General features: G+C 38.4%; 22 protein-coding genes and 1 tRNA gene. 3 read left to right on the forward strand and 20 right to left on the reverse strand.

Features of this window, described 5'->3' with window-relative positions; translation table 11 throughout:
* Positions 1-5 precede the first annotated feature (5 nt).
* From Q7J67_01885 to Q7J67_01965, 17 genes are all read right to left on the reverse strand, one after another.
* Positions 6-1,370, reverse strand: coding sequence for a sigma-54 dependent transcriptional regulator (locus tag Q7J67_01885; GenBank protein ID MDO9464037.1), 1,365 nt, complete (start codon positions 1,368-1,370; stop codon positions 6-8).
* Complete coding sequence (locus Q7J67_01890; GenBank protein ID MDO9464038.1) at positions 1,363-2,961, reverse strand: ATP-binding protein; 1,599 nt, start codon at positions 2,959-2,961, stop codon at positions 1,363-1,365. The genes Q7J67_01885 and Q7J67_01890 overlap by 8 nt, the downstream gene beginning before the upstream one ends.
* 4 nt (positions 2,962-2,965) lie before the next feature.
* Positions 2,966-4,177 carry a type II secretion system F family protein gene (locus tag Q7J67_01895; protein ID MDO9464039.1) on the reverse strand — a complete coding sequence of 404 codons (1,212 nt, stop codon included), beginning with the start codon at positions 4,175-4,177 and terminating at the stop codon, positions 2,966-2,968.
* A gap of 159 nt (positions 4,178-4,336) precedes the next feature.
* On the reverse strand, positions 4,337-6,043 hold the full coding sequence (pilB, locus tag Q7J67_01900; protein ID MDO9464040.1) for a type IV-A pilus assembly ATPase PilB: 1,707 nt from the start codon (positions 6,041-6,043) through the stop codon (positions 4,337-4,339).
* Positions 6,040-6,573, reverse strand: coding sequence for a hypothetical protein (locus Q7J67_01905; GenBank protein ID MDO9464041.1), 534 nt, complete (start codon positions 6,571-6,573; stop codon positions 6,040-6,042). The genes pilB and Q7J67_01905 overlap by 4 nt, the downstream gene beginning before the upstream one ends.
* A gap of 4 nt (positions 6,574-6,577) precedes the next feature.
* The gene (locus Q7J67_01910) at positions 6,578-7,513 is read right to left on the reverse strand and encodes a diguanylate cyclase (protein MDO9464042.1); all 936 of its coding nucleotides are present in this window, start codon (positions 7,511-7,513) and stop codon (positions 6,578-6,580) included.
* A 15-nt stretch (positions 7,514-7,528) separates the two neighbouring features.
* On the reverse strand, positions 7,529-8,944 hold the full coding sequence (gene pilQ / locus Q7J67_01915; GenBank protein MDO9464043.1) for a type IV pilus secretin PilQ: 1,416 nt from the start codon (positions 8,942-8,944) through the stop codon (positions 7,529-7,531).
* Positions 8,941-9,396, reverse strand: a complete 456-nt coding sequence (locus Q7J67_01920) for a hypothetical protein (GenBank protein ID MDO9464044.1) — start codon at positions 9,394-9,396, stop codon at positions 8,941-8,943. The genes pilQ and Q7J67_01920 overlap by 4 nt, the downstream gene beginning before the upstream one ends.
* Complete coding sequence (pilO, locus tag Q7J67_01925) at positions 9,393-9,941, reverse strand: type 4a pilus biogenesis protein PilO (protein MDO9464045.1); 549 nt, start codon at positions 9,939-9,941, stop codon at positions 9,393-9,395. Before pilO ends, Q7J67_01920 begins: the two co-directional genes overlap by 4 nt.
* A complete protein-coding gene (locus tag Q7J67_01930; protein MDO9464046.1) occupies positions 9,938-10,609 on the reverse strand; it encodes a hypothetical protein in 672 nt (223 codons plus the stop codon). Before Q7J67_01930 ends, pilO begins: the two co-directional genes overlap by 4 nt.
* Positions 10,609-11,700, reverse strand: coding sequence for a type IV pilus assembly protein PilM (pilM, locus tag Q7J67_01935; protein ID MDO9464047.1), 1,092 nt, complete (start codon positions 11,698-11,700; stop codon positions 10,609-10,611). Before pilM ends, Q7J67_01930 begins: the two co-directional genes overlap by 1 nt.
* A gap of 2 nt (positions 11,701-11,702) precedes the next feature.
* On the reverse strand, positions 11,703-12,710 hold the full coding sequence (locus tag Q7J67_01940; GenBank protein MDO9464048.1) for a hypothetical protein: 1,008 nt from the start codon (positions 12,708-12,710) through the stop codon (positions 11,703-11,705).
* The gene (locus Q7J67_01945; protein MDO9464049.1) at positions 12,710-13,870 is read right to left on the reverse strand and encodes a hypothetical protein; all 1,161 of its coding nucleotides are present in this window, start codon (positions 13,868-13,870) and stop codon (positions 12,710-12,712) included. Before Q7J67_01945 ends, Q7J67_01940 begins: the two co-directional genes overlap by 1 nt.
* 15 nt (positions 13,871-13,885) lie before the next feature.
* Entirely contained in the window at positions 13,886-14,440 is a 555-nt protein-coding gene (locus tag Q7J67_01950; protein MDO9464050.1) for a hypothetical protein, read from the reverse strand.
* Position 14,441: 1 nt separating this feature from the next.
* Positions 14,442-14,882 carry a prepilin-type N-terminal cleavage/methylation domain-containing protein gene (locus Q7J67_01955; GenBank protein MDO9464051.1) on the reverse strand — a complete coding sequence of 147 codons (441 nt, stop codon included), beginning with the start codon at positions 14,880-14,882 and terminating at the stop codon, positions 14,442-14,444.
* A 24-nt stretch (positions 14,883-14,906) separates the two neighbouring features.
* Positions 14,907-15,356 carry a prepilin-type N-terminal cleavage/methylation domain-containing protein gene (locus tag Q7J67_01960; GenBank protein ID MDO9464052.1) on the reverse strand — a complete coding sequence of 150 codons (450 nt, stop codon included), beginning with the start codon at positions 15,354-15,356 and terminating at the stop codon, positions 14,907-14,909.
* Positions 15,357-15,441: 85 nt separating this feature from the next.
* Positions 15,442-15,885: a prepilin-type N-terminal cleavage/methylation domain-containing protein gene (locus Q7J67_01965; protein ID MDO9464053.1), complete on the reverse strand. Its 444-nt coding sequence runs from the start codon at positions 15,883-15,885 to the stop codon at positions 15,442-15,444.
* 327 nt (positions 15,886-16,212) lie between these two features.
* Here Q7J67_01965 and Q7J67_01970 point away from each other — a divergent pair, with 327 nt between their 5' ends.
* Positions 16,213-17,790 carry an ATP-binding protein gene (locus Q7J67_01970; protein MDO9464054.1) on the forward strand — a complete coding sequence of 526 codons (1,578 nt, stop codon included), beginning with the start codon at positions 16,213-16,215 and terminating at the stop codon, positions 17,788-17,790.
* A gap of 16 nt (positions 17,791-17,806) precedes the next feature.
* Here the strand turns inward: Q7J67_01970 and Q7J67_01975 are convergent, their stop codons facing one another.
* The 3 genes from Q7J67_01975 to Q7J67_01985 form a co-directional block, all read right to left on the reverse strand.
* The gene (locus Q7J67_01975) at positions 17,807-18,190 is read right to left on the reverse strand and encodes a response regulator (protein MDO9464055.1); all 384 of its coding nucleotides are present in this window, start codon (positions 18,188-18,190) and stop codon (positions 17,807-17,809) included.
* Between the two features lie 84 nt (positions 18,191-18,274).
* Positions 18,275-20,188 (reverse strand): protein kinase, encoded by a 1,914-nt coding sequence (locus Q7J67_01980; GenBank protein ID MDO9464056.1) that lies wholly within the window; start codon positions 20,186-20,188, stop codon positions 18,275-18,277.
* A 104-nt stretch (positions 20,189-20,292) separates the two neighbouring features.
* Positions 20,293-20,383: transfer RNA gene (locus tag Q7J67_01985), tRNA-Ser, on the reverse strand.
* Between the two features lie 132 nt (positions 20,384-20,515).
* On the opposite strand from Q7J67_01985, the gene Q7J67_01990 reads away from it, so the two are divergent.
* Together Q7J67_01990 and rpiB are read left to right on the forward strand one after the other, a co-directional pair.
* The gene (locus Q7J67_01990) at positions 20,516-20,983 is read left to right on the forward strand and encodes a low molecular weight protein arginine phosphatase (GenBank protein ID MDO9464057.1); all 468 of its coding nucleotides are present in this window, start codon (positions 20,516-20,518) and stop codon (positions 20,981-20,983) included.
* A complete protein-coding gene (gene rpiB, locus Q7J67_01995) occupies positions 20,976-21,452 on the forward strand; it encodes a ribose 5-phosphate isomerase B (GenBank protein MDO9464058.1) in 477 nt (158 codons plus the stop codon). Before Q7J67_01990 ends, rpiB begins: the two co-directional genes overlap by 8 nt.
* The last annotated feature ends 1 nt before the right edge of the window (position 21,453 follow it).

Genomic DNA, 21,453 nt, shown 5'->3' on the forward strand with positions numbered 1-21,453 from the left:
TGATTCTACTCAATTATTCTATATTTTTTCAACTTATATTGCAGGTTTTGTCTGGAGACTTTCAGCTTTTTCGCTGTTTGATACTGATTTCCTGCACATTCTTTGAACGCTTTAAGTATTATATTTCTTTCTGTTTGTTCAACAGTGTTTTTTAATCCTTCTGCAATAAGACGATCTTCGTCTATTTCTATTTCCTGCTCTCGCAGTTTATCAGGAAGACTTTCTATAGAAATTGTATCTCCCTCTTCGAGAATAACAGCTCTTTCTATTACATTTTCCAGTTCTCTTATGTTTCCAGGCCAGTTATATTTCATTAAGATCTGCACAACTTCTGGTAATATCTTTTTGCTTTTACTGCCAGCTTTCCGGGTATATTTTTTTAAGAAGTGGCTTACTAGCAAAGGAATATCGTCTCTTCTTTCCCGCAGCGGAGGTAGCACTATTGGAATAACACTCAGTCTGTAAAACAAGTCTTCTCTAAATTTGCCGTCCTTTATCTGTTGTTCTAAATCTGTATTAGTAGCAGCTATTACCCTTACATCCACTTTAATACTTTTGTTTCCTCCAACCCGCTTTATTTCGTGTTCCTGCAAAACCCTCAGAAGCTTAGTCTGTATCTGAGGAGAAGCCACTCCAACTTCATCAAGAAAAATTGTTCCTCCATCTGCTGCTTCAAATAATCCCTTTTTATGTTCTATCGCTCCTGTAAATGCACCCTTTACATGCCCGAAGAGTTCAGACTCAAGTAATGTTTCAGTCAATGCTCCGCAATCAATTGATATAAAAGGGTTGCTTTTTCTAGGACTGTTATAATGTATTGCCCTGGCAAAAAGCTCTTTCCCAGCACCAGTTTCTCCATAGAGAAGAACTGTTGCGTCTGTGTGCGAGATTTTTCTCACCTTATCAAAAACATCTCTAATAGGAAGGCTGTTGCCTATTATATTTTTAAAATCATACTCAGACTTTAACTGTTTTTTTAGATTTATGTTTTCATCAAGCAATTCCCTTTGCTGAAGAGCTTTTCTAATAACAACCCTGATCCTTTCTATCTTAAATGGCTTTGCAATATAATCAAAAGCGCCTAGTTTCATCGCTTCAATCGCTGTATCCACTGAAGCATACGCAGTAATCATCAGAACAACAGCGCTAGTGTCATAACTTCTTATAGATTTCAATACATCTATACCACTAATTTCCGGCATTTTTATATCAACGATCACAAGGTCAAAATGAGTATTTTTAAACATATTTATGCCTTCTTTCCCCCTGTCTGAACTAGCAACACTAAAACCGTCTTTTGTAAGCATTATTGAAAGAAACTCAAGCATGCTCTTCTCATCGTCAATTACAAGTATTTTATTCTTAGGCATTGTCGTTTTTCTCAGCTACAGGAAGTTTAACTATAAAACTACTACCTTTCCCTTTTTTACTAATAACCTCTATTTGTCCGTTATGAGCATCTATTATTTCCCTGACAATACTTAACCCCAGACCTGTCCCCTTCTCACTTGTTGTTGAAAATGGGTCAAAAAGACTTTTCTTCTCATCAGCAGACAATCCTTTTCCAGTATCAGTAAATCTAACCTCTATCATTTCATCTCTCGTATCTGCCTCTATTGCGAGAGTTCCACCTTCAGGCATTGCCTGGAGTGCATTAAGACATAGATTCAAAAACATCTGTTCTATTTGTTCTGCATCTACAAGAGAAAATAGCTTATTGCTATTTACATTATATTCTATATTGATTTCAGGATTAACATCACCCCGACTTCTTAGTAAAACCAAAACATTTTTAATTATTGCATGTATGTTGCATCTTTTTAACCTGGGTTTTGCTGGTTTTGACAGATTAAGAAAGCCTGTAACTCTTTCATTGATCTTATCAGATTCACGGATAATTAGTTCCAGTAACTTTCTGCTGCTATGACTAATTTTATCATCTTCCTTCAGCATCTCAGCAGAACCTCTCAAGGAAGCGAGAGGATTCCTGACTTCGTGCGCTATTTTTGCTGACATCTTTCCCATAAGGACTAATCTGTCATTCTGGCTTAATTTGCGTTCTAGTTCTTTGATCACGCTTAAATCTCTAAAAATAAATATTATCCCTTCAAACTCTCCATCATTAGTTTTTAACGGCGAAATATTGAAACCGATTAACAGCAGATCGCCATTTTTTCTTCGAATATTAGATTCAAATTGCAAAGAAGAGCGTCCTTCTAAATCAAAATTCTTATTGACGTAATTCTCCATCTTAATCCTGCTATCAGGAAACAGCGCTTTCCATGCAGTTCCCACAGCTTCTTCTCTTTGATATCCGAGGATGTCTGAGGCAGCCTGGTTAAAATATGATATCATTCCGTTGGAGTCAACAGTTATGAGCCCGCTAGCCATGTTTTGCAATATGTTATCTGTGAAATTCTGTAATTCTCTCAGTTGTTTGGTCCTGTGCTTAAGGGTTTTTGCCAGTGTTCCGCTTAATATTGATACGAGGTAAAATATTATTGCCCGAAAACAGGTAATGTATATAACCACGCTCTTAGGTAAAAAATCAGGATTATACTGCAGAATGATAATTGCAAAATAAGTTATTACTGCAAACGAAGTTAACACTAATCCCTCTCCAAGAGGGAGTAACAGACTGCCTGCAATTATAGAAATAACATATAAAAATGTAAAGATACTGTCTATTCCGCCGGAGTAATAGACCAATATACCAATCCATATCACATCTGCAATAATTTGAACACGTATTAAGGTATCTAAGTACGTCCTTTTTATTAAAAGAATGCTGTATGCTATGGTCAAAAGAAACATTACAGATATTAACCAGTAAAAGGGGATATTCTCTGCCCGAAACACAAAAGTTCCTATACCAAGCATAGCTGTTACTATGAGAAGTCTTGCGATCATTAATGCTTTAAGTCGGGAGACTTTTTCCTGGATGGATTCAGAGAGTTGCATCTTTTTAGAAACCCTCTGTTACCAGAGTACTCATCTTGAGTATTGGCAGGAACATGGCAATAACAATACCACCTATTATTATACCCAAAAAACAGATTAAAACAGGTTCTATCACAGAGGTTAATCCGTCTACTGCAGCATCAACTTCGGATTCGTAAAAATCAGCGATCTTTGTCAACATATCTTCCAGAGCGCCTGTTGCTTCACCAACCGATATCATCCTGACAACCATTGCTGGGAAAAATTTACTTTTACTAAGCGGCTCTGCAATGCTTTTCCCCTCTTTAACACCTATTCCAACACTGCTAAGAGTTTTCTCTAACACCTTATTCCCTGAAGTAGCTCCAACTATTTCAAGCGCCTTAAGAATAGGAACACTGCTCTTTATCAGTGTACACAGTGTTCTTGCAAACTTTGCCAGAGCTACCTTCTTCATGAGAGCGCCGAAAATAATTATACGAAGTTTCAATCCGTCAAACTGAAGTCTTCCTTTTTCAGTCTGCACATATTTACGTAATAAGAAGAAAGCAACAGCTAAGATTCCTGCTACAATCAGAAAATAATCTTTGAGAATCTCGCTCGTTCCTATAAGTACTCTTGTCGGAAGAGGAAGAGTTCCGCCAAAAGCATCAAAAATATTTTTAAACGTTGGAACTACTTTCAATATTAAAACCATAACTATAAGAATAGACATACCAGTAACCACTGCTGGATACACCATGGCAGATTTTACCTTTCTGGCAAGTTTGGCGGAGTTCTCAAGATATGTTGCAAGACGGTTAAGGATTTCATCCAATGTACCACTTTCTTCCCCTGCCCTTACCATGCTTACATAAAATTCCGAGAACACTTTTTGGTGTTTTAAGAGAGCCTGAGAAAAGCTTTCTCCCCCCTCCACATCATTTTCCAGTTTTCTAACAAGTGTTTTTAAAGAAGGATTTTCCATTTGGTCAGCAAGTGTATCCAGCCCCTGAACCAGAGGCAATCCCGCATTAACCATTGTAGCCAACTGTCTGCTAAAGAGAATTAAATCATTGGACTTTATTTTAGTACTCTTCTTAAATATAAATGCTCTTTTTTTTTGTTCAGTTATAGAGACTATTGTTAATTGGTTAGCTCTGAGAGTGCTAACGAGATTTTTTTCGCTTTCAGCAGAATGAAGAGCCTCTATTCTCTTTCCATCTTTATCAATCGCAATATACTTATATGTCGGCATGACTTACCTCTTTAATAAAATCCGAAATCCGAATATCGAAATCCGAAACAAATCTAAAACTCTAATTTTCAAAATCCTAAACATTGTTTTGAACATTTGTATTTTGGTCATTTGATATTGTTTCGTATTTAGTGTTTCGTGCTTCGAATTTAGTCTTTTCTATTCCGCTGTTACGCGCAAAACTTCTTCTATGGTAGTCGTGCCCTTTTTGATTAGATCTATACCGCTTTCCTGCAATGTTATCATTCCGCCTTTTACAGCAGCTTCCTTAATCTCACCTGAAGTGGCCTTGTTCATAATTAGTTGCTTGATCTCATCATCTATCTTTAGTATTTCAACAACAGCAACTCTGCCTTTGTATCCAGTGTCATTACAAAGCTCGCAGCCCTTTCCTTTATATATTGTTAAATCTGATATTTTGGAAATTGGCTGTTGCAGAATATGGGCAAAATTCTCTTTTGCCTTTTCCTGCAGATCAATTTTTTCTTTGCAGTTTTCGCATATTTTTCGCATGAGTCTCTGCGCAGCAACCATTATTACAGAAGATGAGAGAAGAAACGGCTCAATCCCCATATCTATCAACCTTGTAATTGCTCCGGGAGCATCATTTGTGTGTAACGTGCTGAAGACCAAATGACCTGTCAGAGCGGATTTTATCGCAATATCAGCAGTTTCAAAATCCCTTATCTCTCCAACCATTATAATATCAGGATCCTGCCTTAATATAGATCGTAAGCCGCCGGCAAATGTCAGACCTATATCTGAGTGAGCTTGCACCTGATTGATTCCCTTTAGTTGATATTCTACAGGATCCTCAACTGTAATAATATTCTTAGTTGGTGTATTTATTTTGCTTAACGCAGAATAAAGCGTTGTGGTTTTACCACTACCTGTTGGTCCAGTTAGAAGGATCATTCCATGTGGTCTGGAAATAGATTCTGTAAATATTTCCAGCTCTTTTTCTCCAAATCCTAATTTCTCCAGATTCAGTGTTAAACTACTCTTATCCAGAATACGCAATACCACCTTTTCCCCAAAAATTATTGGTAGAATTGATACGCGAAAGTCTATTTCCTTATTATTTAATACAATCCTCATACGGCCATCCTGCGGAAGCCTTCGTTCTGCTATATCCAGATTGGACATAATCTTTATTCTGGAGATTAGTGCAGCCTGAAGTTTTTTAGGTGGAGACAACCTCTCGTAAAGAACACCGTCAATACGATAGCGGATGCGCAATGCCTTATCCTCCGGTTCAATATGAATATCGCTTGCTTTCTCCTTAATTGCTTGAGCGAGAATAAAATTAACCATTTTTACAACTGGAGCTTCCTCAGTTTCCCTTAAGAGTTTTTCTAAATCTAGTTCTTCCCTTTTCTCAGCAGGTTCCTTAATATCAATGTCCCTTAAAATCTCTTTCATATCAAAAGATACTTCATAATACTGGTCAATAGCATTGAGAATATCCTTTTCTGTGGCTATTACAGGATCTATCTCGTATCCAGTAGTGCTTTTTAAATCGTCTATAGCAAACACATTAAGAGGATCCAGCATGGCAATCGTAAGGGTTTTTCCTATCTTAGAGATTGGAACAATGGAATACTTTTTGGCAATTGTCTTCGGTATTGTTTCTATAACCTCTTTTGAAATTTTAAATTTTGAAAGATTTATCGGAGGGATATTTAATTGTTCGCTTAAGCACGCCATAAGGGTCTTCTCATCAGCAAAGCCTTTTTTATAAATAATCCGGCTTAAACTGCCGCCTTTTTCCCTCTGATCATGGAGTGCCTCTTTTAACTGTTCCTCTGTAATTATTCCTCCATCAAGTAGAATTCTTGATAGGTTGTCCTTTAAAGACATAATCATAATTTTTCTTTATTTCCCTTCTCTCTTACCAACTGCTTAAAGTCAACATCTGTCATATATTCTTCTGTTGTTCTGGTAATTTTTTTACGCTTCCCCGGGCCAAAATAACGAGTAATAATATCTTCAATATCCTCTCCTCCACTGACAAAGATTCTCACATTGGAGTTAGTGGCAATCTTTACATCCTCAATTGCAGCATCGTTTAGCGGGTCAGCCATGGCTAATACTATGATATTATCCATTTTATCTATAGGAATTAGGTGATAATGCCTTATGATTGATTCCGGAATTAACTTGAGTATATCCTGATCAATCTCATAGTTTTTCAAAGGAAGATATGGGAATCCAAACTGAGAAGTAAGGGCGTTAACCACCTGTTCCTCAGTCGCAGATCCCAGACTGACTAAAATCTGACCCAGAAAACCACCCTTTAGCTCCTGAATTTTCAATGCTTCATCCAGTTGTCGTTCCGTAATAACATCCCTCTCTATAAGTATCTTTCCGAGTCGTTTTCTAATGGTTCTTGACATAATATTATCCTGGAAACATAATCACTTTGTTCCCTTTTCCTTTCTTAGCCTGCTCCATTGCGCGATATAATTTATTATTTAATTCTTCTGCAACGTCGCCATCAATGGGGTTGGCAACTATACCTGCGCTTACGGTAATCTTTGTATCTTTTATTATGCTTTCTGCATCTGGGATAGATTCATTGGCAACCGCTTTTCTTACTTTTTCAGCAAGAGCATAAGCTTCCTTTTTATTGATCTCAGGGAGAATAATGCAGAATATGGTATCCTTGTAACGAGCTACCTTGTCAATATCTCTTGCATTCTCTCTCAGGATACCTGCAATCTTCTTTAGAATCTTATTCTTAATATTTCCACCAAGCTTTTTCAAATATACATCCAGATTGTCAACATCAAACCCAATTATAGAACATGGACGCTCATACATAGCCGCCCGTTTTAACTCTTCGTTCAAATATTCTTCGTAATATTTCAAGTTGTATAAGCCCGTTAATTTGTCTGTAATGGTTAAGGAATTGGTTTTTTCAAGCAATCTATTGATTTCATAGCTGAGACCGCTTATTTTTGCCTCAGTTTGATAAAGATCAGACATATCCCCCCTAAGCTTTTTTGTAATTTTATCCAATGAGACACTTAATTCGTCTATTCCCACTTCTTTTAATTCCGGGTCATCTGCTGGGTCATCTGCTATTTTAGCTTTTGCCATCATCTTCACTATATTTGTATTAATTTTTTTAATCAGAAACATTAAGAACGCTATAACACCAAGCAGAATAGCTATGCTGACATAAAGCACAACCTGATCCCAGGATAATGCGTATGTGCCTAAAAAAACAAATGCTCCTATCAATATCAGCATAATAATTACAAGAGCAATGTTTATAAAAATATTACGACGGGCATGTGCCTTCGTTATCGACATATCTTCGCTTCTCTTCATAGTGATAGCTCCTTATTATCTTGATATTTTATCAATATTTAGATTTATATCAGTCCCTCTCCATATTTTTGTCGGTAGTTTTTTATCAGGATTTGTTTTCTCCCATGTTTCATCCATTTTCTGAACACTTGCTTTTTCGTCTTCAGTCAACTCAGTCTCCTCTGTTACAATGGTAGGAGTGATAAGAATAATTAATTCCATCCTTGTTTTCTCAGTCGTATTCTTCTTAAAAAGATAACCAAGTAATGGAATATCTCCGAGTATTGGCACCTTATACACAGTAATCGTGTTATAATTTCGCCTGAGCCCGCCAACTATAACCATACGGCCGTCCTTGGTCAACAGGCTCGTTTCTAACGAGCGAGAGTCTATTATGGGTTCAGAACTATATTCACCTACTGAAAAACTATGTTTTGGCTTAACAAGCATGGAGACAAACCCGTCATTTGTTATGTGAGGCTTTACAGTAAGATATGTTCCCACCTCTTTAAAGTCAGTTGTTGACGTCTGTGTTCCATCGGCATTAGTTGTAATTTTTGTATATGGAATACTCTCTGTTATTTCTATATTCGCTTCCTGATTATCAAGAACTAAGAGCCTGGGTCGGGCAAGTATTTTCACATCTGCGTTATATCTTAACCATTGAAGAGTTGCTCCGATATTCCACTGACCAATATTATAGTTGGTAATGGCATGCTGGAGACCTCCTGTAGTTGTAGTTAGACCCTGAGAGAACCAGCCCTCAGTCTTTGCTGTTCCCATCTTTATGTTTGTTCCTCCAGTAACTTTTTCTAAATCCCAGTCAATACCGTACTTGGTCTGTCCCGTTATTTTTACATCTATAATAGCTGCCTCAATAAGAACTTGAGGAGTTCTAATATCCAATCTTTGCGCAATTTCTGCTATTTGGTCAATATTCTCCTGAATATCAGTAACTATCAAAGTATTCGTGCGCGAATCGCTCTCAATTTTTCCTCTTGATGAGAGCATTTTTGTAACTGATTTCTGGAGCTTTTCAACATCTGCAAAATTTAGAGAGAAAATTCTTGTTACCAACTCTGCCTCTGCCTTTGTAGTTTCCTTAATGGCAAGCTGTTCCCCTTTTATTTTTTTCATCTTCTCTGCAGTCATAACCTTTATCAAATTTCCTTTTCGCTCGTAAGCATACCCGCTGACATCAAGAATTGTCTGTAACGCTTGTTCCCAACCTACATTTTGCAAAAGAAGCGAAATTGTTCCTTTCACCTCTTCTCCTGCAACTATATTGACATTACCCTTATGGGAAAGCATTCTTATAACATTGCGTATATCAGCGTCTTTAAGGTCTAATGTGATCTTTTCGCCTTCTAGCTGATTACCCGCATATGAGACAGAACTAAAAACCAGACCAACACACATTGCAAGTACTAAAAAAACATGTAATTTCCTCATAATTTATCTCCACTCATTTTTACACTATATTCCTTATTCATATATCTGATCACTATTTCTTCTCTGGTTATTGATACAATTTTGCAGTTGCTGATATTATCTCCTGCCGCAACAATCTTATCGTTTATAATGGCAAGAGGTTTGGTATTATCAAATAGAACTCCTTCTATTTTCATCTCGGGCAATTTTGAACTTATAAAACTCCAGCCAGTCGGGGCCATAACGGTCTTATTCTCTGATATAAGAGGGATAAATGGGTCTCTTCTTCCATGAGTGTTATACACAAAAACAGGTTCTCTATTCTTAGGTTCTGAGATTTTTTTCGTTGAAATATTAACCTTCTTTTGTCTTGATAAACTCACATTATCCTGCGCAGGCTTTGAACAGCCGGAAGACAAGAGAAGGCACAAAGTGGCAAAACAAAGAAAAATCCGAAACATTGTTTTGGTCATTTAGATTTTGTCTCCTGAAAAATGAATATACTCAGATAAATATCCGCAGTATGTTTTAACTCATCCTTTTTATCTGAGATAATACTTATATGATTTATCTTAACGAACCTTTCCAGATTTTCCAGTTTGTTCACGAATCTGGCTATTTGGTGATAGCCACCTTTAATACCGAGCGCCATCGGGTATTCAGTATATATACTGGCTTTACCTGATGTCTTTAACTTGCCTGGATCAATAGACATTAATTTAACTTTATATTCATTAGCAATATCTGTCAGCGAGGATAGAAAGTCAGGAATTTTATCCTCTCCAGGCATGCGTTTCTGGTATTCTTTTATTAGTTTTTGCACTGTCTGAAATTCACGTTCTAATTGAGGTTTTTTAGAAACCATAATCTTTGCTTTTTGTATTTCAGCTTTTTTCTGTGTTATGTTTTTTCTCAAGAGAGAAATCCGTGCAATCTGGGGTGTTAATAAATAATAATAACCTATAAGAATTCCCAAAGCTACAATAACAAATAAGATAATTCGTTCATTCTTTTTCATTGCTTAAATCTACATCCTATTTTAAATGACATAATATCTACATCTGCTACACTAACCCGACAGGTAGATACAAGGCTGACACTGGAGAAGTCGCTTAAAAAAATACTATCCTCCCTGACTTTTTTAATTAAGTCTCCAATGCGTCTTGTCATATCTTCGTTTTCTCTTGACAGAGCCATGCCCTCCAGAATAAAGACATTGTAGCTCTTCTTAACCTTTTTACCTGCGTCAGGGCTCGCTTTCGTTGAGATACCTGCCTTTCCATGACCATCAGGTGTTACAGAAACCATTTCAGTTCTTTTTTCAACAGCCATCTTTGTGAGCCACGTTTGAGTAGGCAGTATATCGCCTAACTGGTTTAATCTCTTTGCCCATATAATTCGGGAATGAATAAGTCCTCCAAGAAGAGCAATTTTTTTATCAATAGATTTTTTTGCGCCTTCCAACTTTTCCGCCTCACGCATTATTGGTTCTAATTTAGAATATTCAGCGACCAGTTTGTTATGCGTCCATCCCATGAACTTCGCGCTGGAAAAACTGATAAGATAAATAATAACCATTACAACAACCAGTATAATGCCCCCTGTTATGAAGATTTCCATCCCGGGTAGTTTCAAACCTCTTCTAGCTTTTCTTAACCCAGTGGGGAGCAGGTTTATCGTAATCATTATTTATTTAGACTCCTCAGAGCAAGCCCAACAGCAACTGTTAGAAATGGATAAAGTCTTTTTATTCTCTCTGCACTGATTTCGTCTGATATTTTCAGGTTATTGGTTGTATTCCAAATGTGCGTTTCTACTCCAATTTTTTCATGCATGATATCGCCTATTATGGAAATCTGTGAACTGCCTCCGCTTAAGTATATATCTGCGATATTCTTATCAGGAACTTGGCTTTCATAGTAATCAAACGACATGTGTATCTCATTAACGAGATTACTCGTAATATGTTTTATCGTTTCTGTTACTTCCTTGGATCTGCTTTTTGCCTTTTTTGTCTCTTCAGCTTTTTTAATATCAATACCTAGGTCCTCACTAATAGCCCTGCTATAATCCGCGCCCGCAATATTTACATCCCTTGTGAGCCTTGAAGTGCCATTATCAAGTATGCTTATATTCGTCATCTGAGCGCCAATATTTATAAGCGAAATTACATTATCCTTTTTCTTAAAGACAGGGCTGAGCGCATGTTCAAAGGCATTTATAGTGGCAAAAGAATCAACATCAATAATAACCGGCTCCAGATCACAGGCTTTTAACAGCTCCAATCGTTGATTGATTAAGTCTTTCTTAACAGCGACAAGCATTACTTCTATCATGTTTGTCTCGCTTGCTACGTTATCCAAAACTTGAAAGTCAAATTCCACTTCATTCATATCAAAAGGAATGTGTTTTGCAGCTTCATACTTCAAAGAAGCGCTTAAGTCTTCTTCTGACATCTTTGGAACACGAATATATCTTACAATTACCGATTGTCCCGACACTCCTATACTAACCCTAGTGGTTGCGATATGCGCTTCTGCGAAAGCCTTCTTAATAGCAGTAACTACACTGTCCTTATTATCTCCAATTATTTCAGCTACACCAACTTTACTCAAGCATAAGGTATCTCCATTTACAGTAAGCTCGACAATCTTGACAGCGCTGCTTCCTATATCTAATCCTAAACTGGTTCTAGATTTAGGTTTTGTGCTGAAAAGTTTTGTAATTGATTTAGGTATCATAAGCCTGATTCTACTATTATGAGATGTTGCTGTCAAATTTAATACTCCTGCCAGGAACCGCTTACTATACGCCACGGCAGGTTGTTGGCAAAAGCATTTGCTACATTGACGGAATTATAGACCACTAATGGCCTTCCCGTAGATATTGTTGCAGATGTATCAGCTTGAGTCTGCACAAGGACTGATCCGGAAATCTCGGGATTTCCACTTATTGTCAGATTGCCAAATACATACATTATACCGTCAAATGTGCCGCCTGCTACATCAAGATCACCGTCTACTATAAGGATTCCGCTTCCATACCATCCTGTCGTTGTAACCTTAAACGATGAATTATCCTGAAATTTAACCCAGGTAATTCCATCCACGTCTGAATTATTCGGAGGGTCAGTATAGTTTCTTGTTGATATGCCTTCCATTTCTTCTTTCGTCAGGCCAAATATATCTTCAATTGATGGAAAAGCAGCATTACTTACCGGCGGACTGCCTGTTATTTCCCCAGAGCCAGCTGTAGTGGCTGTAAAACCCGCCGGAATTGTTACGCCCGTACTGGTATCTCCGTCTATCAGTCCGTTTCCACTAACTAGAACATTACCTCCTGCCTGAAGCGCAGAATTAACAACTCCCGGATTTCCCATTCGTTCTGCATCAACTTTCACTGTCCTTTCTACCTTGTCTATATTTGTCATGTTCGGAGCATATCCGGTTGCTGTGATAGTTGCACTTGCTGATGTTAAGTTTGATACGCTTATTATATAATCGCCTATAACCTTTCCGCCTTGAGTCTGAAAAGAGAGAACAGTCTTTGTGTAAACTGCTCCTGAAGTGTCCCAGCCAACCCATGAACCCTGGCCAAATCCCAACTCCCATAATGCTGCTTGAATCCCTGATTCTGCAAGATTCCTTGCTGCAGATAGACGATAGGACCTGATTGTAAGCTTTTTTTGGAAAACGACCGTGGAAAGATATGCTCCTGCTATAATGGCAACAATAAGCATTACTATAGCTGAAATAACCAATACGCTTCCGCGTCTGTTTCTATACATCAATCATACCATTGAGTAACCGTAACAGTTCCTGGAAAGCCGCCAGGATTTACATTCGCCAGGGCTTCATCATAATGAATGTTACCATTTCCTGAGATTTTTACTGTATCCCCTACAAATGCGCCGAAGAGGTCTCCATTACCTGTGACCTTCAACTCAGCTTCCGGGGCGTATATCGCTCCTGCAAAATCCCCATTACCCGTAAATTTCACACTTGTGCAGGTATCTGTTCCATAAAGCAGACAATCAGATGGGGTGCCAGGATTTGAGATACCATTACCAGTTACATGACAAGTTCCCGAAACGTAAATAGTAACCTCGCCGCTAATTACTAATGTTGCATTTCCTGTAATCTGTATTGATGTAAACCAATATGTTCCGGATGTAAGGGTCTGGGTATTATTTCCTGATATTGATAAACCACCACTACTACTTACACCAGCTGGGACAGTGACTGACGGCATTGGAAACAGAGTGGATGCAGCTGTTTTTTGCCCATTCAATACAGCGTTTCCAGAAGCGTTTATTGCAGTGCTTACGTCCCCACCAGGACCAATCTGAGCATTTCCATTAACTATAGCATTTCCACTTAAAGAGACGGCTCCGGATGATGTTGCATTAGTGCCCACAGAACCGTTGCTACCGGGTGACTGACTGGCATATGTTCCATTGTCAGAGTTATAGCTATCAGTCGCACCGTTACCTGAAAGAGTCACGCCTTGATCTCCAAATATTCCTTGTGTAAATGGTGAACCACTTACCTGAAGATTAGCATTTATTAACTTGGAAAACCTGTTTATGTCAGTTACATTGGGAGCTGTTCCTGTAGCTGTAACTGTGGGAGTACCTGTAGCTGAGTTGGTAACTGTAACCGTAACACTTCCTACTGTTCTGCCGCCTGCGTCTGATAGAGTAATGGTTTGAGCAGGATCTCCGTTTGCATCAACTGCCCAGGTGGTAATATCGCCATATGCATATTCATAAATTGCTCTTTCTATGCCTGCTTCTGCAAGATTGACCGCAGCTGTATGCCGATATGACCTATTTGTCATTCTATTCTCAAAAACAATTCTCGAGAGATAGGTACCCGCTATGACAAATAAGGATGTAGAAACCAAAGCAGTTAGTACCAGAATGCTACCTTTTCTGTTCAGTTTCAAATAACATCACCTCCATTATTTATTCCTTAATTTTACAGACGTATTTAAAGTTTTTGTATGTGTTTTATTCATAACAGTTGCTGTGCTTGTAATTGATATTGTTATGCGAGTAGCGCCAGCAAGAGTTGGAAGATAGCCAAATGCCAGGTTAGATATATTTGAACTTATATTCTTGGTTCCTGAGGTTCTTGTGCTTCCAACTGCTGCCCAGGTTGTTTTCTCTAAGTTAGTGCCATTTAATGCGTACCTAAAATAATCATTAGATCCGGTTATGGGATTTCCACTGGCATCGATTGAAGAGACCTCCAGGACCAACTGCTGGAGCGTACTTGCAGGCACACTTCCTATTGCAATACTCACTACATCTCCTGCACGCCTTGTATCCTGACTTATATTGTCCAGAACTAATCTCGCATTTTTTTGTGTATCAAGATAACGAGAGTCAAAAACAAACATTTGATTGCCTCTTATAAATAGAAATAAAACAGCACTCAATATCACTATTCCGATTGAAGCAGCAACAATAACTTCCATGATCGTAAACCCGCCTGAAAGCCGCTTCTTTTTCATTCTAGATGCCTCCATTAGTCACAAGCGTAGTAATGCTTCTACTGAATGTTTGTCCCTGCGCCCCTGCCCACTGAACTGTTATACTGACCTGTTTTATATTACTATCAATAAAATCAGAAATTGAAAGCAATACCACTCCGCTATTAAGATTTGCAAGTCCCTGTGTAGCATTTCCTGTGATAGCAGTAAAATCCTGATTGCTGAATGTTCCCCAACCAGTTATTGTTGCAAATGAACTGTCGCGTATTATTTCCATTGCGTCCTGCGCTATCTTTGTAGCAGTAGAGATTTCAGCTGTTCTTCTAATCGTTGCAGGTCCATTGGAAAACGCAGTAAAAAGCCCAATTAAACCAACACTCAGAATCAAAATGGCTATCATGGTTTCTATTAACGTAAACCCACGATTTAATTTAACTATCCGTATGTCTTTGCGCTTTTTCATTTGTCATCTCCAAAACTAGTCCTATCATAGTGAGAATGACTGTGCTGCAACAAAAGCTGCTCCATGTCCTCTGCCAGCTGCTCCGTTCGGACACGTAATCTGGATTTTTCCAACGGGAGTTGAACCTGCCATATATCCAGCACCGGCTCCTATGGGACAGGTGGGGATGGTCTTTAGGTATCCTGTGGCAGCCACTAGTCCCCATGTTCCTGTTGCAGGAGCTGCGTTCCACAAAATTGCCCCAGCTGCAAATCCAGCGCCGCCATTAGTCGCATCAAGATTTTCCTCTATACACACCTGTTCAAGCCCGGATGCAATCTGTTTCATGTTGTTTGTACATACAACATCTCTGGATATCGTTCTATTCTTCAGAAAATTAGGTACGGCTATAGTCAATAAAAGCGCTATGATCGCAACAACAATCATAATCTCAACAAGCGTAAAACCTCTGCCCCTTCTCCGAATAACTACCATCCAATACCCCTTTCTAAATACAACAGCGGCGGGAGAAAACTCCCGCCGCTATTATACATCTTTTCAAGCCTTCCAGCAAGTAGCTTTATTGCAGTGTATATGGATTATTAGTAGCCTGAAAATTTGGTCCATGGCTTGTCAGACTTGGACAAGTAATCTGAAATACCCCAACTGTTGATGAGCCTGCTGTATAAGCACCAGCTGCTATAGGACATGCAGGAGCTGTCTTTAGGTACGCCGTACTACCTACTATTCCCCATGCTCCTGTCACAGGAAGTGCGTCCCATACAATTGCTCCAGCTGCAAATCCAGCGCCACCATTCGTAGCATCGAGATTTTCTTCCATGCACACCTGCTCAAGGGCTGATGCAATCTGTTTCATGCCATTTACACATACAGCGTCTCTAGATCTGCTTCTGGACTTGATGAAGTTAGGAATAGCTATGGCTGCTAAAAGCCCAATAATCGCTACAACAATCATAATTTCAACAAGCGTGAAACCTCTTTTACTTTTCAGTAATTTAATCATTTCTTTCACCTCCTCCCAATTAGAATTTTTCTTTCGCTTTATATAACAAGCATTTTTCATGCCAAGAATGCTATTTGACCACAGACCATAGACGATAGACCACGGTTTTTGTCCCAAAATTCTTCGGGACTGAATCTGATTATTAAGCAAAATATTTTGACATATTTGAAAAATAAGCAAAAAAATTTGCGCATATAAGAATAAAAACTCACCCTACCCCTCCCTTGAGAATAGAGGGAAGTAAGGAATATAGAGGCATAAGCTTCTTGCAAATTCCCCAAAAAAGTTCTAACATCATTCATGATGGAGAATCAAAAGGAAACCAAAATGATCATTTTGACAATTTTTGATGAAGAATGTGGAGCTCGGGAATTTCCTTTGGAGAAAAAGCTTATTACTATTGGAAGGCTGAAAGGTAATGATATTATAATTTCGGACAAGAGCATATCAGGGAAACATCTTAAACTAACTTTTTTGCATAATGACTGGACATTGGAAGATCTGCATTCTACAAACGGCACCTCTGTAAATGGGAATTTCGTTGAAGAAAAGAAGTTGGACGACGGCGACGAGATAGTTATAGGCAAAACAAGAATTCTCTTCGGAGAAAAATCTTCTTTCCCGCATCCAAAAGAGAGCTCTTTTACTATTATAAAGGCTGTAATGCCCAGTGCTGTTATTCCCACCTCTTATGAAACTGCAAGTAACGAGGAGTTAAAGAGAACTCATAAAATATTAGCTACCCTTTATAAAGCTAGCGAACTTCTTAGTTCTGCGCTTAAATTAGAAGACGTCCTGAATAAAATTCTGGATTTGATTTTTCAACACATTAGTGCTGACCGGGTTCTTATTATACTCAAGGATGAATTAACGGGTAAACTTGTTCCTAAAGCAGTGAAAAAAAGAGACGAAAAAGATAGGGCAGAATTAACCGTAAGCCACAGTATTATGAGTAAGGTTTTAGATGAAGGTAAATCGGTAATCTGTTCGGATGCTTTAGAAGACAAAAGGTTTAAAGAACAAATGAGTATTATCCAGCATCAAATTCATTCAGCAATGTGTGTCCCCCTAAAAACAAAAGACAGAGCCTTGGGCGTAATTTATGCTGATACACTCATGATTAAAGGGGCTTTTAACACCGAAGATTTAAACTTGCTTACTGCATTAGGCAACGAAGCTGCGCTGGCTATAGATAATGTGCGTTTATACGAAAAAAATCTTGAGGCAGAACGATTAGCTGGTATAGGACAGGCCATAACCGGCATGGCACACTACGTCAAGAATATTCTTGTGGGGATGGATGGTGGTGGCATCTTAGTAGATATGGGAATAAAACAAAAAAACAGTATATTGATGAATAAAGGATGGAAGTTAGTTAAGGCCTCTATAAATAAAGTAAGGGATGTGGTTATGGATATGCTTACCTATTCTAAGGAAAGAAAACCACAGCTGCAGCCATGTAATCTGAATGATGTCGTAGATGAAATTATAGAGCTAATGAGTAAAAAGGCTGAAGATGTGGGTATTAAACTGCATGCTCATCTTGACAAAAACATTGGACAGTTCTTATTAGATCCTCAAGTCATCCATCGTTCCCTGCTTAACTTGATAAATAATGCTTTTGATGCGATGGAGAAGGATGGGAAAATTACAATTGCTACAGAGTATATAGTTGAGGGGGATCAGCTTAAATTGTCTGTGTCTGATACAGGATCTGGAATACCTGAAGATGTATTAACAACTCTTTTTACACCTTTTTATTCAAGCAAGGGATTGAAGGGAACAGGTCTCGGATTAGCAGTGACACATAAGATAATTAAAGAACATGGCGGAAGAATAGATGTGAATTCTGAGGTCGGTAAAGGGACTACCTTCAATATATTTTTACCTGCAAGAAAAGAATAATTTTTACAGAATAGCTTTAATCTAAGAATTCTTTTAGAAGCTCTACAATTTTTGCAATACTTCCAGTTTGCTTGCCAAACTCTTTGTGAACATAATGTGCGCCTTCAAGAACTTTATTATCAAACTGTTCCTTTGTAAGACCAGTATGAAAAATTATTGGTATTTGTTCATATTGAGGATTTTCCTTAAGATAGTCTCTTACAGTGCCACCATGCCCTACCATAACCATATCCAGTATGGCAGCATCAATATGTGGCTTCTTGGTGCTAAGCAATGCTATGGCATTTTTACCATTAGAAGCATCAAACACCTCATAACCACAGCCAGCTTCCAGTATTGCCTTTAATGCCTCCCTAAGCTCATTATCGTCCTCTACTATCAAAATAGTTTTCTTGTCCATCGTCTCGTCCCTCCTATCGCTCTTCTATCTCTTTCTCTTAATAAAATTCTACTACATTATCTTGCGTGCTGTCAAATTCGTGTCCTAAGGTCTTCTGCGATAGTCCTCTCTGGGCCGGGGCTGGTCACGTCTGTCAGAAGGCCCCATACACATCTCTTTGGCCAGATGGGCGGCAAATTCCTGTGCTCCTAAACCCATCATTTTGCCAATTCTTTTCATATCGTTATAATGATTTTTCAGAAGATAATTCTCTAATAGTTTGCGATCGCCTTTCATAGCTAACCCCATTAGCCTCATATCCGCTTCCATTAATTTCTCTATTTCTCCTTTAATTTTTCTTCCGGCTTTAAACATTGGCCCTTCTTCAATTACATCAGGACGTCTTCCGTCTCTACTTGGAGGAGGTCCAAACTCATCCATCATTATTCTAGCGCATATACCAGTAAACTCCATTGCTTCTAAACCTACGATTTTGCTGATTCTCTTCATCTCTTCATAATGATTTTGCCGAAGATAGTTTTCTAAAAGCAGGGGATCACCCTTCATAGTCAGACCCATTAACTTCATATCCTTCTCCATCAATTTCTCCAGTTCCATCACAATCTTCTTCTCCGGACCGGTAAGAGGTTCCTCGCTTATTCCCCTTACCCCTTTCCCTGTCTTCTCAAACTCTTCAATCCTCTTGATGGCCTCCTTAGCCAGTTTTGCACATTTAGTATCAGGATACTTAATCACAATCTCCTGATAGCCTGATATGGCTTTTATTATTTCACCCTTGTTCTCCATGTCCTGCGCGCAGTTAAATAAGGTTTCTATTTTCTCTTCATCGATTTTCTTTTTAACATATGTAATCTTTGTCCTGGCATTATCTGCGGCAAGAGTTACAGGATAGTTATCGATAATCTTCTGATAATACATCATGGACTGGCTGTATTGTTTCTCCTTGGCTAATCTATCCCCTTTGGAGAAGAGCTGTTCAATTTCATCCTGTTCTTTGGCCTGATAGCTTAAGGCAGAAGAAGGAGAAATGGAAGGTTTCAATGTCTGCCTTGAAAACCTTTTGCCTAAGATAACACCAACTATGGCAATTATTATCACCGAAAATACAATGATAAGTAATTTACGTCTTCCTTTTTTCTGAGTCGACACTTCAGAGGAAGTACTAATAGGACTGGGATGAAAAGCACCCACTCGATATTTGTTTATATCTTCAAGTATTTCAGTGGCTGTTTGATATCTGTAGTTTAGATCCTTTATCAAGCATTTTCTAACAATAAATTCTACTTCCCATGGGAGGTCAGGATTTACCTCCGGTACAGGCTTAGCCTCTACATTTATATGCTGATGCATAACTCCGTACGGGGTCTCCGCCTTGAAAGGAACCTCTCCTGTCAACATCTCATAAAGAACTATACCAAGAGAGTAAATGTCGGAGCGGGAATCTATTTTCTCTCCTTTAGCCTGCTCCGGAGACATATACTCCGGCGTACCCATAATGGTTCCTGTAAGTGTGATGCTCTCAGATTCCACAGCTTTAGCTATGCCAAAATCAGTTACTTTCACATGACCATTGTTATCTATCATTATATTTCCCGATTTTATATCGCGATGAATTACCCTCTCTTTGTGAGCACATTCCAAAGCCTCAGCAACCTGAAAAGTGATGCTTAAAGCATCCTCACAGGAAAGCGCTCCCCGTTGTTTTATAATCTCGGTCAAAGTCTGTCCCTTGATAAGTTCCATGGCAAAGTAATACATTCCCTTGTGCTCACCAATGTCGTAGATTTGAACAATCCGGGCATGATTTAATTTTGCTACTGCTTTAGCCTCGCGCTGGAACCTCTCCACAAGGTCTTTGTCTTTAGACAAATGAAATGGAAGAATTTTTATAGCTACATGCCTGTTGAGAGACTCTTGATAGGCTTCATAGACAGTGCCCATCCCTCCGCTTCCTAATTCTCTGATTATCTTGTATTGTCCGATTTTTTGCCCGATCATACTCCCAGTCCCTCCGTCAAAAAGAATTCTTTACTTTTTCAAGCTGTCTTACATTTCAATTCCTAGAATATGATAGATTGTCTCTCACTAAAAATCAAGTAAGGCGGAGAGGGAGGGATTCGAACCCCCGGTCCCGAAAAATCAGGACAACAGATTTCGAGTCTGCCGCTTTCAACCGGACTCAGCCACCTCTCCAGGATAAATACTGATAGCTTGTAACTGTCAGCTATTAGCTATTTAACACAACTTTATTAAAAATAGCCATCAAAAAAAATCTAATTTGTGATTTCTTGACTTAACTCACTATCTCATGCTAAGATTTAACGTATGCAAAAGACTATTCTTTTCGTTTGTACAGGGAACAGCTGCCGTAGTATTATGGCTGAGGGACTACTTAAAAAGATGCTTTCTGAAAAAGGAGTTGAAGAATACAGTAAGTATAAAATTATCTCTGCTGGAACTCATACAGTTGAAGGATTCCCTCCAGTTCACCTGACACAGAAGATTATGACTGAGCGAGACATAGATGTATCTTCATACAGGTCAAATAGACTAACTGAGGAAACAGTAAATAAAGCTGACCTTGTTCTGGTAATGACTCAGAAACATAAAGACGAGGTATTTCATACCTATTCAGAAAAGACAGGGAAGATATTTCTACTAAAAGAATTTGCAGAAATAGAGGATAAGAATCCAGATATAGCAGATCCTATCGGATTATCCTACGATGCATATAAATACTGTATGGAAGAAATAGAGAAATGTTTAATAAAGGTTATAAAAAAGATTGAATAACAAGGATAAGGTCGCAATAGCTGCTGATCACGGTGGATGGCACTTAAAAGAAATACTCAAGCCCTTTTTGGAAGGTTTGGGTTATAAGTATGCTGATTTTGGCACATCGTCTGAAAAAGCCGTTGACTATCCGGATTTTGCATTAGTGCTGGCTGAAGCGGTGAGAGCAGGTAAATATAAAAAGGGTATATTGATATGTGGAACTGGTTTGGGCATGTCTATGTCAGCTAATAAGATTCCGGGAATCAGGGCAGCTCTATGTAATGATACATTTACTGCAAGGATGAGCAGGGAGCATAATGACGCAAATATTTTAACAATTGGGGGACGAGTGGTTAAAGAAAATTTAGCAAAAGAAATAGTTAAAGTATGGCTCCAGACAAAATTCAGTAATGCTCCTCGTCATAAGCAAAGAATAAAAAAAATCAAAGAAATTGAAAGCAAATACATGAGGATTTCAAAAAAGTAAT

The sequence above is a fragment of the bacterium genome (assembly GCA_030652805.1).
GTDB lineage: Bacteria > JAHJDO01 > JAHJDO01 > JAHJDO01 > JAHJDO01 > JAHJDO01.

What these genes read in the sequence shown, in the direction of transcription:
- Q7J67_01940 (MDO9464048.1), bottom strand. Translation starts at nt 12,710, where the DNA reads ATGTATAGAAACAGACGCGGAAGCGTATTGGTTATTTCAGCTATAGTA.
- Q7J67_01990 (MDO9464057.1), top strand. Translation starts at nt 20,516, where the DNA reads ATGCAAAAGACTATTCTTTTCGTTTGTACAGGGAACAGCTGCCGTAGT.
- Q7J67_01895 (MDO9464039.1), bottom strand. Translation starts at nt 4,177, where the DNA reads ATGCCGACATATAAGTATATTGCGATTGATAAAGATGGAAAGAGAATA.
- Q7J67_01965 (MDO9464053.1), bottom strand. Translation starts at nt 15,885, where the DNA reads ATGATTAAATTACTGAAAAGTAAAAGAGGTTTCACGCTTGTTGAAATT.
- Q7J67_01975 (MDO9464055.1), bottom strand. Translation starts at nt 18,190, where the DNA reads ATGGACAAGAAAACTATTTTGATAGTAGAGGACGATAATGAGCTTAGG.
- Q7J67_01905 (MDO9464041.1), bottom strand. Translation starts at nt 6,573, where the DNA reads ATGTCAAGAACCATTAGAAAACGACTCGGAAAGATACTTATAGAGAGG.
- Q7J67_01970 (MDO9464054.1), top strand. Translation starts at nt 16,213, where the DNA reads ATGATCATTTTGACAATTTTTGATGAAGAATGTGGAGCTCGGGAATTT.
- Q7J67_01890 (MDO9464038.1), bottom strand. Translation starts at nt 2,961, where the DNA reads ATGCAACTCTCTGAATCCATCCAGGAAAAAGTCTCCCGACTTAAAGCA.
- Q7J67_01960 (MDO9464052.1), bottom strand. Translation starts at nt 15,356, where the DNA reads ATGGTAGTTATTCGGAGAAGGGGCAGAGGTTTTACGCTTGTTGAGATT.
- pilQ (MDO9464043.1), bottom strand. Translation starts at nt 8,944, where the DNA reads ATGAGGAAATTACATGTTTTTTTAGTACTTGCAATGTGTGTTGGTCTG.
- Q7J67_01885 (MDO9464037.1), bottom strand. Translation starts at nt 1,370, where the DNA reads ATGCCTAAGAATAAAATACTTGTAATTGACGATGAGAAGAGCATGCTT.
- pilB (MDO9464040.1), bottom strand. Translation starts at nt 6,043, where the DNA reads ATGATTATGTCTTTAAAGGACAACCTATCAAGAATTCTACTTGATGGA.
- Q7J67_01930 (MDO9464046.1), bottom strand. Translation starts at nt 10,609, where the DNA reads ATGATTACGATAAACCTGCTCCCCACTGGGTTAAGAAAAGCTAGAAGA.
- Q7J67_01910 (MDO9464042.1), bottom strand. Translation starts at nt 7,513, where the DNA reads ATGAAGAGAAGCGAAGATATGTCGATAACGAAGGCACATGCCCGTCGT.
- pilO (MDO9464045.1), bottom strand. Translation starts at nt 9,941, where the DNA reads ATGAAAAAGAATGAACGAATTATCTTATTTGTTATTGTAGCTTTGGGA.
- Q7J67_01955 (MDO9464051.1), bottom strand. Translation starts at nt 14,882, where the DNA reads ATGAAAAAGCGCAAAGACATACGGATAGTTAAATTAAATCGTGGGTTT.
- Q7J67_01920 (MDO9464044.1), bottom strand. Translation starts at nt 9,396, where the DNA reads ATGACCAAAACAATGTTTCGGATTTTTCTTTGTTTTGCCACTTTGTGC.
- Q7J67_01980 (MDO9464056.1), bottom strand. Translation starts at nt 20,188, where the DNA reads ATGATCGGGCAAAAAATCGGACAATACAAGATAATCAGAGAATTAGGA.
- Q7J67_01950 (MDO9464050.1), bottom strand. Translation starts at nt 14,440, where the DNA reads ATGAAAAAGAAGCGGCTTTCAGGCGGGTTTACGATCATGGAAGTTATT.